This is a genomic window from Nocardioides pocheonensis (assembly GCF_003725535.1).
In the GTDB taxonomy this organism is placed as follows: domain Bacteria; phylum Actinomycetota; class Actinomycetes; order Propionibacteriales; family Nocardioidaceae; genus Marmoricola; species Marmoricola pocheonensis.
Window position 1 is genome coordinate 180,525 of the sequence record NZ_RJSF01000005.1, and the last position, 6,141, is coordinate 186,665.

The 6,141-nt window shown below is 65.9% G+C and carries 5 protein-coding genes; all 5 read right to left on the reverse strand.

Annotated elements, in window-relative coordinates; translation table 11 throughout:
- Nucleotides 1–5: 5 nt before the first annotated feature.
- On the reverse strand, nt 6–1,475 hold the full coding sequence (locus tag EFL26_RS03100) for an aminobutyraldehyde dehydrogenase (RefSeq protein WP_183408004.1): 1,470 nt from the start codon (nt 1,473–1,475) through the stop codon (nt 6–8).
- A gap of 82 nt (nt 1,476–1,557) precedes the next feature.
- Nucleotides 1,558–2,061, reverse strand: coding sequence for a MaoC/PaaZ C-terminal domain-containing protein (locus EFL26_RS03105; RefSeq protein ID WP_221176819.1), 504 nt, complete (start codon nt 2,059–2,061; stop codon nt 1,558–1,560).
- Nucleotides 2,062–2,569: 508 nt separating this feature from the next.
- Nucleotides 2,570–4,168, reverse strand: a complete 1,599-nt coding sequence (locus EFL26_RS03110; RefSeq protein WP_148046613.1) for a carboxylesterase/lipase family protein — start codon at nt 4,166–4,168, stop codon at nt 2,570–2,572.
- Between the two features lie 449 nt (nt 4,169–4,617).
- The gene (locus EFL26_RS03115; protein ID WP_123221425.1) at nt 4,618–5,682 is read right to left on the reverse strand and encodes a tartrate dehydrogenase; all 1,065 of its coding nucleotides are present in this window, start codon (nt 5,680–5,682) and stop codon (nt 4,618–4,620) included.
- On the reverse strand, nt 5,679–6,041 hold the full coding sequence (locus EFL26_RS03120) for a cupin domain-containing protein (RefSeq protein WP_183408005.1): 363 nt from the start codon (nt 6,039–6,041) through the stop codon (nt 5,679–5,681). Before EFL26_RS03120 ends, EFL26_RS03115 begins: the two co-directional genes overlap by 4 nt.
- Between the last annotated feature and the right edge of the window lie 100 nt (nt 6,042–6,141).

A 6,141-nucleotide genomic window follows, 5' to 3' on the forward strand; every position in this document is an offset into this window, starting at 1 on the left:
GACCATCAGGGCGAGCCCTGGGCAGGCGCGTCATCCGTGGTCAGGTCCGGCTTGACCATGACGTGCTTGAACTGCGAGTACTCGTCGAGGCCGTGCCCCGAGAGCTCCTTGCCATAGCCCGAGTCGCGGAAGCCTCCGAACGGCATCTCCGACGCCGTGTAGATCTGCTGGTTGACCCAGACGGTCCCGAAGTCGAGGTCTCGCGTGAGGCGCATGCTGCGTCCGAGGTTCGTGGTCCAGACGCTCGCCGACAGCCCGTAGTCCACATCGTTGGCCATCGCCAGCATCTCGTCCTCATCCCGGCCCCGCTGGATCGTGACGACCGGTCCGAAGACCTCTCGCTGGATGATCTCCGATGACTGCTCGACGTCGGTCACGACCGTGGGTGCGTAGAACCAGCCTTCCCTGGGAAGGCGCTCTCCACCCACGAGAACCTTTGCGCCGTACCCCCGCGCCCGCTCGACGAAGCCGGCCACGCGCTCGAGCTGGCGGCGCGAGATCACCGGTCCCATCGTCGTCTCTGGATCACTGGGATCGCCGACCCGCAGCTTTGCGACCTCGTCGCAGTAGGCCGAGACGAACTCCTCGTACGCGGCATCCTCGACGATGATCCGGCACGCCGCGGTGCAGTCCTGGCCGCTGTTGGCGAAGCCGAACTCCACGAGGTCACGGGCCGTCTGTCGCGCCGGGCTGTCGGCGAAGACAAGGATGGGAGCCTTGCCACCGAGCTCCAGGCTGACGCGCTTCAGGGTGTTCGACGCGAGCGCCGCGACCGCCTTTCCGGTCGAGACGTCGCCCGTGAGCGCGACCATGCGCACCTTGGGATGCGCCACGATCGCCTTCCCGGTCGACGAGTCGCCCAAGACCAGGTTGAGCACGCCGGGCGGCAGGAATCGGTTGGCGAGGTCGACCAGCTTGATCGTCGTCTGCGGCGTCAGCTCCGACGGCTTGATCACCACGGCGTTGCCGGCCGCGATGGCGGGGGCGATCTTCCACACGCCCATGAGGAGCGGGTAGTTCCACGGAGTGATCAGACCCACCACTCCGAGCGGCTCACGTCGGAGCCAGGAGGTGCTGCCATTGGCATACTCCCCAGCTGCTGGCGCATGAGAGACCCGCGCCGCGCCCGCACTGAAGCGGATCACGTCCCAGACCCAGGGCATCTCGTCTCGGGCATGGGTGACTGGCTTACCGACGTTCTCGGACTCGAGAAGGGCGAACTCCTCAGCGTCGGCCTCGATCGCGTCCGCGATCCGGAGCAGGATCTCGGCCCGCTCGACCGGGGGCGTGCGGCCCCACGAGCGCGCCGCCGCCGCTGCGGTCTGCACGGCAGTGTCGACATCCTCCTCGGTGGCGATCCGGTACGCCGCGATTGGCTGCTCGGTCGAGGGGTTGACGACGACGGCGGCACCGGGCTGGTCGATTTCCACAACCCAGGGACCTGCAGCGCCCTCGCGCTCGACAGACGTTGTCACTTGCTGCTCCTTGTGAATCTAGGTGTGGGTCTTCCGTATGATTGTGCGCCGTTGGGGGGTGGTTGTCGGCCGGCGGAGATGCTCATTTCGCCTGCCTCGTCAGCAGCACGCTCCAGAAGCCCTCCTGACACACGACACCGTCCTGGTTGAGAACCTGGATCTTCGTGATCACCACACCTCGGTCCGGCTTCGAACTCGACGGACGAAGTTCGACCACCTCTTCGGTCACATGCAGGGTGTCGCCCATGCGGACCGGCGCAAGCAGGTTCCACTCCCGGATCCCGAGGAACGCGATGGCCGAGCCGAGCTTCCAGCCGAGCGACATCTCCAGACCGAACGCGATGGCGAGCGCACCCGGGCCGTGGAAGATCCGACCTCCGAACTGCGTCTGACGGGCGTACTCCTCGTCGGTGTGCAGGGGGTGCATGTCCCCCGACCAGGTGCCGAAGGTGACGAGGTCCGCCTCGGTGATCGTGCGACCTCGGGTCTTCCAGCGCATCCCGACCTCGAGCTCGTCGAGGTGTCGCACGTTCGGATCGATGCCGGTCTCGAGAGCGAGGGGGCCGGTGCCTGTCTGAGGGGTCACTTTGGTCCGTTCCGTGCGTAGAGGTCGAGGCGCATCACGGTGAGGAAGGGAGGGAGAACGCCGGGGTGTTCACGCAGTCGAGACTCGTCCGTCGACCGGAGACTCCCCGTGAGGGCTGGACCGGCCACGTCAGCGCCTCCCTTCTCAGATCGCCCTGCTCGACGTGCGCAGCCTGGCTGGCGATGGGCTCGCTGGCCCAGGCGCGTGACCACCACTCTGGGCGCACTGGGATGGGGGCTCAATTGTGAAATTTGATGAAGCACGAGCCTGCGCTTGGGAAGCGACCCAAGGATCGTGACCTCGCGCGCCAATCCAGCCCGAGAATCCGAGCCGCTGCGGGCCTCGAAACTGAGCCGCGCAACGCACCGGCTCGGGCCGCGCGACAAGGCGCGCCAACGAAGTCTGTGCCCACCGTTGCCGAACACGAAATACGAGTCGTCACGCCGAGACCTCAGGGACGCATCGAGGTCCTGGTTCGTGACCGGGCGCTGCCGAAGGTGTTGCCCGCTCACTCGACGGTCATCGAAGTCACGTGAGGGCGCACGTCCCCTCGAACGTCGTTCTCCACACCGGTGTGTACGCCGAAGACCATCGTGGGTCGTGACGTCGTGTCGTAGCTTGGCCAAGGATGAGTCTCGGTCGAAGGGTCCCCCGTCCGGGCGAAGTTGATCCACGCCCTGAACATCTCTGCGCCCAAGGTGAACCGACGCCCGAAAGGGTCGGCCGCGGCCCGTCCGGCATCGGAGTCCGCCCCGTCCCAGGCAACTCCATATGTCGGCCGGTTGAACACGAACGGCAGCTCGACGCCGTGCATGGACCACATGCCTCCGAAGCAAGGTGTGCGCCAACGGCACTCATAGGAGAAGATTGGGGCTCCGCCGTGGTCGCTCTTGGCCGAGCTCATCCGAAGTGCATTCGTCCAGTGACCGATGTCAGTGCTGATGCGCACCAACAACGCTTCATCCGACAGGTCGGGCATGACTTGGCGGTACCGGCCGACTACCGGGACCAGCTCTTCGAGGTCAAAGGCATTGATCACGGAGTACGGCGAGACCCGACGAGCAAGTTCCACGTCGTCGATCGCATCCGTGTTCAGCTCGCCAGGAAACCATCCGACGCCGCCGGCAGTCTCCTGAAGCGTGATGCCGATCAACATCGGGATGCTGCGTCCGAATGCAGGCACACCATCCCACCAGCTCTGCTCGGTCAGGACATGACCATCGACGACCGGTCCGTACTTGAGCAACGAAATGGGCTCGCCTGGCACGAAGAGAGGGTCCCCGAGCACCGCCATGAACTGCGCCAGCGTCTTGGCCGGCACCTTCTGAAGAGACTCCACATCGCCCTCGCGCAGGCCGACTTCCTTGTAGAGACGAGCGGTGACGTGGGCAGCGTTGTCGGGCGTGCGGAAGCGCCGAATCGCACCGCTCATGACGATGGCTTTGTGAAAGAGCCCTTGCGCCCTCTCCGTCGCCATCAGGGCAGCGACCTTCCCCCCGCCGCCTGACTGGCCGAAGATTGTCACGTTGTCCGCATCCCCGCCGAACGCGGAGATGTTGTCGCGGACCCACTCGAGTGCCGCTACCAGGTCGAGGTGACCCACATTGCCGGAGAGAGCGAACCTCTCGTCCGCACCGTCGCCGAGATACGTATAGCCGAACGCGTTCAGCCGATGGTTGACACCGACCACGACGACATCGCCGTCCCTTGCGACGTTGCCGCCGTCGTACAGCGGAGCACCTGCGGAGCCGAATACGAACCCTCCACCGTGGAGCCACACCATCACAGGCAGTGCGGACTCCGCGCGCGCATGATCGGGCGCCCAGACGTTGAGAACCAGACAGTCCTCGCTCTCCTCGCTCGAGTCGAGCCAGGCGGGGAAGTCGGGATTGATCTGAGGCGATTGAGGACCGAGCTGCAACGCATCGCGGACCCCGGTCCAAGGCCGTGCAGGCTTGGGCGGCAGGAACCGGTTGGTCCCACCCGTCGACTCGCCATAAGCGATGCCCTTGAACTCGGCGTACCCCTCGCGCAGCAAACCTCGAACGCGCCCGAGCGACGTCTCGACAACCCGAAAACCCATAGATGCGGAGTGGCTGACACTCACTGGAGCTCTCCTCCCAGCGCAGAAAGAACCGTCGCGGACCCGTCACGACGACGCGCGTCGATCACCGACACGACCAGAGTCGCTGCACTGGACCGGCGGGAACACTGGTGCACACACGAACATCGTCGGGTCCTGTTGGCAATCGTCTGATGTTCCAAGAGTCATGGACCACACGCTGAGGGGGCTGGCCGCCATCCACTGCGGTGATTCAGGGCGCCGCAGAACTGATCAGCGGGCCGGTTCGCTGATTGCCGAGCACCGACACGACAGGCCGGCGCTGGATCTTCCTCTTCGCGGCCGGCGACGAGATCGCCGTACAGGAGGCCATCGCGCGTGCGCCGCTTCCCAGCGTGGAGTTGGAGCACCCCGTGGAGCCGTGGGTGCAGCCGGCAGCCTGGCCGTGAGCCGTCGTCACGAGAGGCCCGGTGGCTTGAACGACGAACCACTGCTCAGCGGGCGGCGCTCCTCAGGCGCTCGATCACTGCTTCGGTGAAGTCGAGCGTGCTGGCCGTTCCCGCCAGGTCGGCGGTGCGGATCCCGTCGGCCAGCGCTGCTTCGAATGCGATCACAAGACGCTTTGCAGCCTGCTCCTCCCCGAGGTGCTCGAGCATGAGCGCACCGGCCCACATCTGGCCCACCGGGTTGGCAATCCCCTTCCCCGCGATGTCGGGGGCCGACCCGTGCACCGGCTCGAACATCGACGGGTGCTCCCGTGGAGGGTTGAGGTTGGCCGAGGGAGCGACGCCGATGGAGCCCGCAACCGCGGCCAGAAGGTCGGAGAGAATGTCCCCGAACAAGTTGGACGCGACGATGACGTCGATGCTGTCCGGTCTCAACACCACACGCGCTGCCAACGCGTCGATGAGCACAGACTCCAGCTCGACCGTTCCGCTCCTGCTGACAGTCTCCTCGACGACCTCGTCCCAGAAGGGCATCGCGTGCAGGATGCCGTTGGACTTCGTGGCGGAGATGAGGCGACCACTCCGTCGCACTGCCAGGTCGGCCGCGAACTCCGCGACTCTACTGACTCCTGCGTGGGTGAAGACCGACTGCTGGATCGCCATCCCCTCGGGCCGACCGTCATACGCGCGGCCGCCAATCTCGGAGTACTCACCCTCCACGTTCTCCCGCACGACGACGGCGTCGAGCTTCTCTGCGCCGGACACCCGCGCTTCAACGCCGGGGAGGAGGCGGACCGGCCGCAGGTTCACGTACTGCATGAACGACCGTCGGATCGGGATGAGCAAGCCCCAGAGCGTCACGTGGTCGGGGATCCCGGGCTGCCCAACGGCGCCGAGGAAGATCCCATCGCCGTCAGCGAGCTGGTCGATGCCGTCTGCCGGCATCATGGCGCCGTCAGCGAGGTAGCGGTCCGAGCCCCAGTCGCGCTCCCGCCACGTGACCTCGAAGCCCTCGATCCGTGCCACCTCGTCGATGCACCGGATTGCGGCCGGCACGACCTCGCGGCCGATGCCGTCTCCCGGAATGGAGTCGACGGTGTAGACCGTCGTCACGCCTCGGCGTCCCGCCAGTTGACCGGTGAGATCGAGAGCAGAAGGCGGGTGCCGGCCGTGGCTCCATAGCGGACAGTGGACCCCTTGGGCAGGACGATGAGGTCTCCGACCTCACCGGTCACCGTGTGCTCGCCGCCTTCCTCCAGTACGACGATCCGCGCCCGTCCTTCGATCACGTAGATGGTCTCCTCGTAGAGAACCGTCCAAGGATCACTGAGCTCATCGGACTGGAAGGCCATGAAGTAGCTACCGAGCTGCGAGAGGCCGCTTTCAGCCGTCCTGTGCTCGATCATGGCGGGACCGAAAGCTGCGTCATGTTCTTCGCGATAGCGCGGCACGGACACCGGTGCGATGGTCATGGTTTCCTTTCTGCACATGCGAGGTTCCTGCCGGTGGGGGTCAGCTACGCCGCTGCTCGGCGTACAGGGAGTCGTACAGATCGAGGCGCCTCAACGCCAG

Excerpts from the sequence above, each read along its gene's own strand:
- EFL26_RS03120 (WP_183408005.1), bottom strand. The coding sequence starts at position 6,041 with ATGACCATCGCACCGGTGTCCGTGCCGCGCTATCGCGAAGAACATGAC.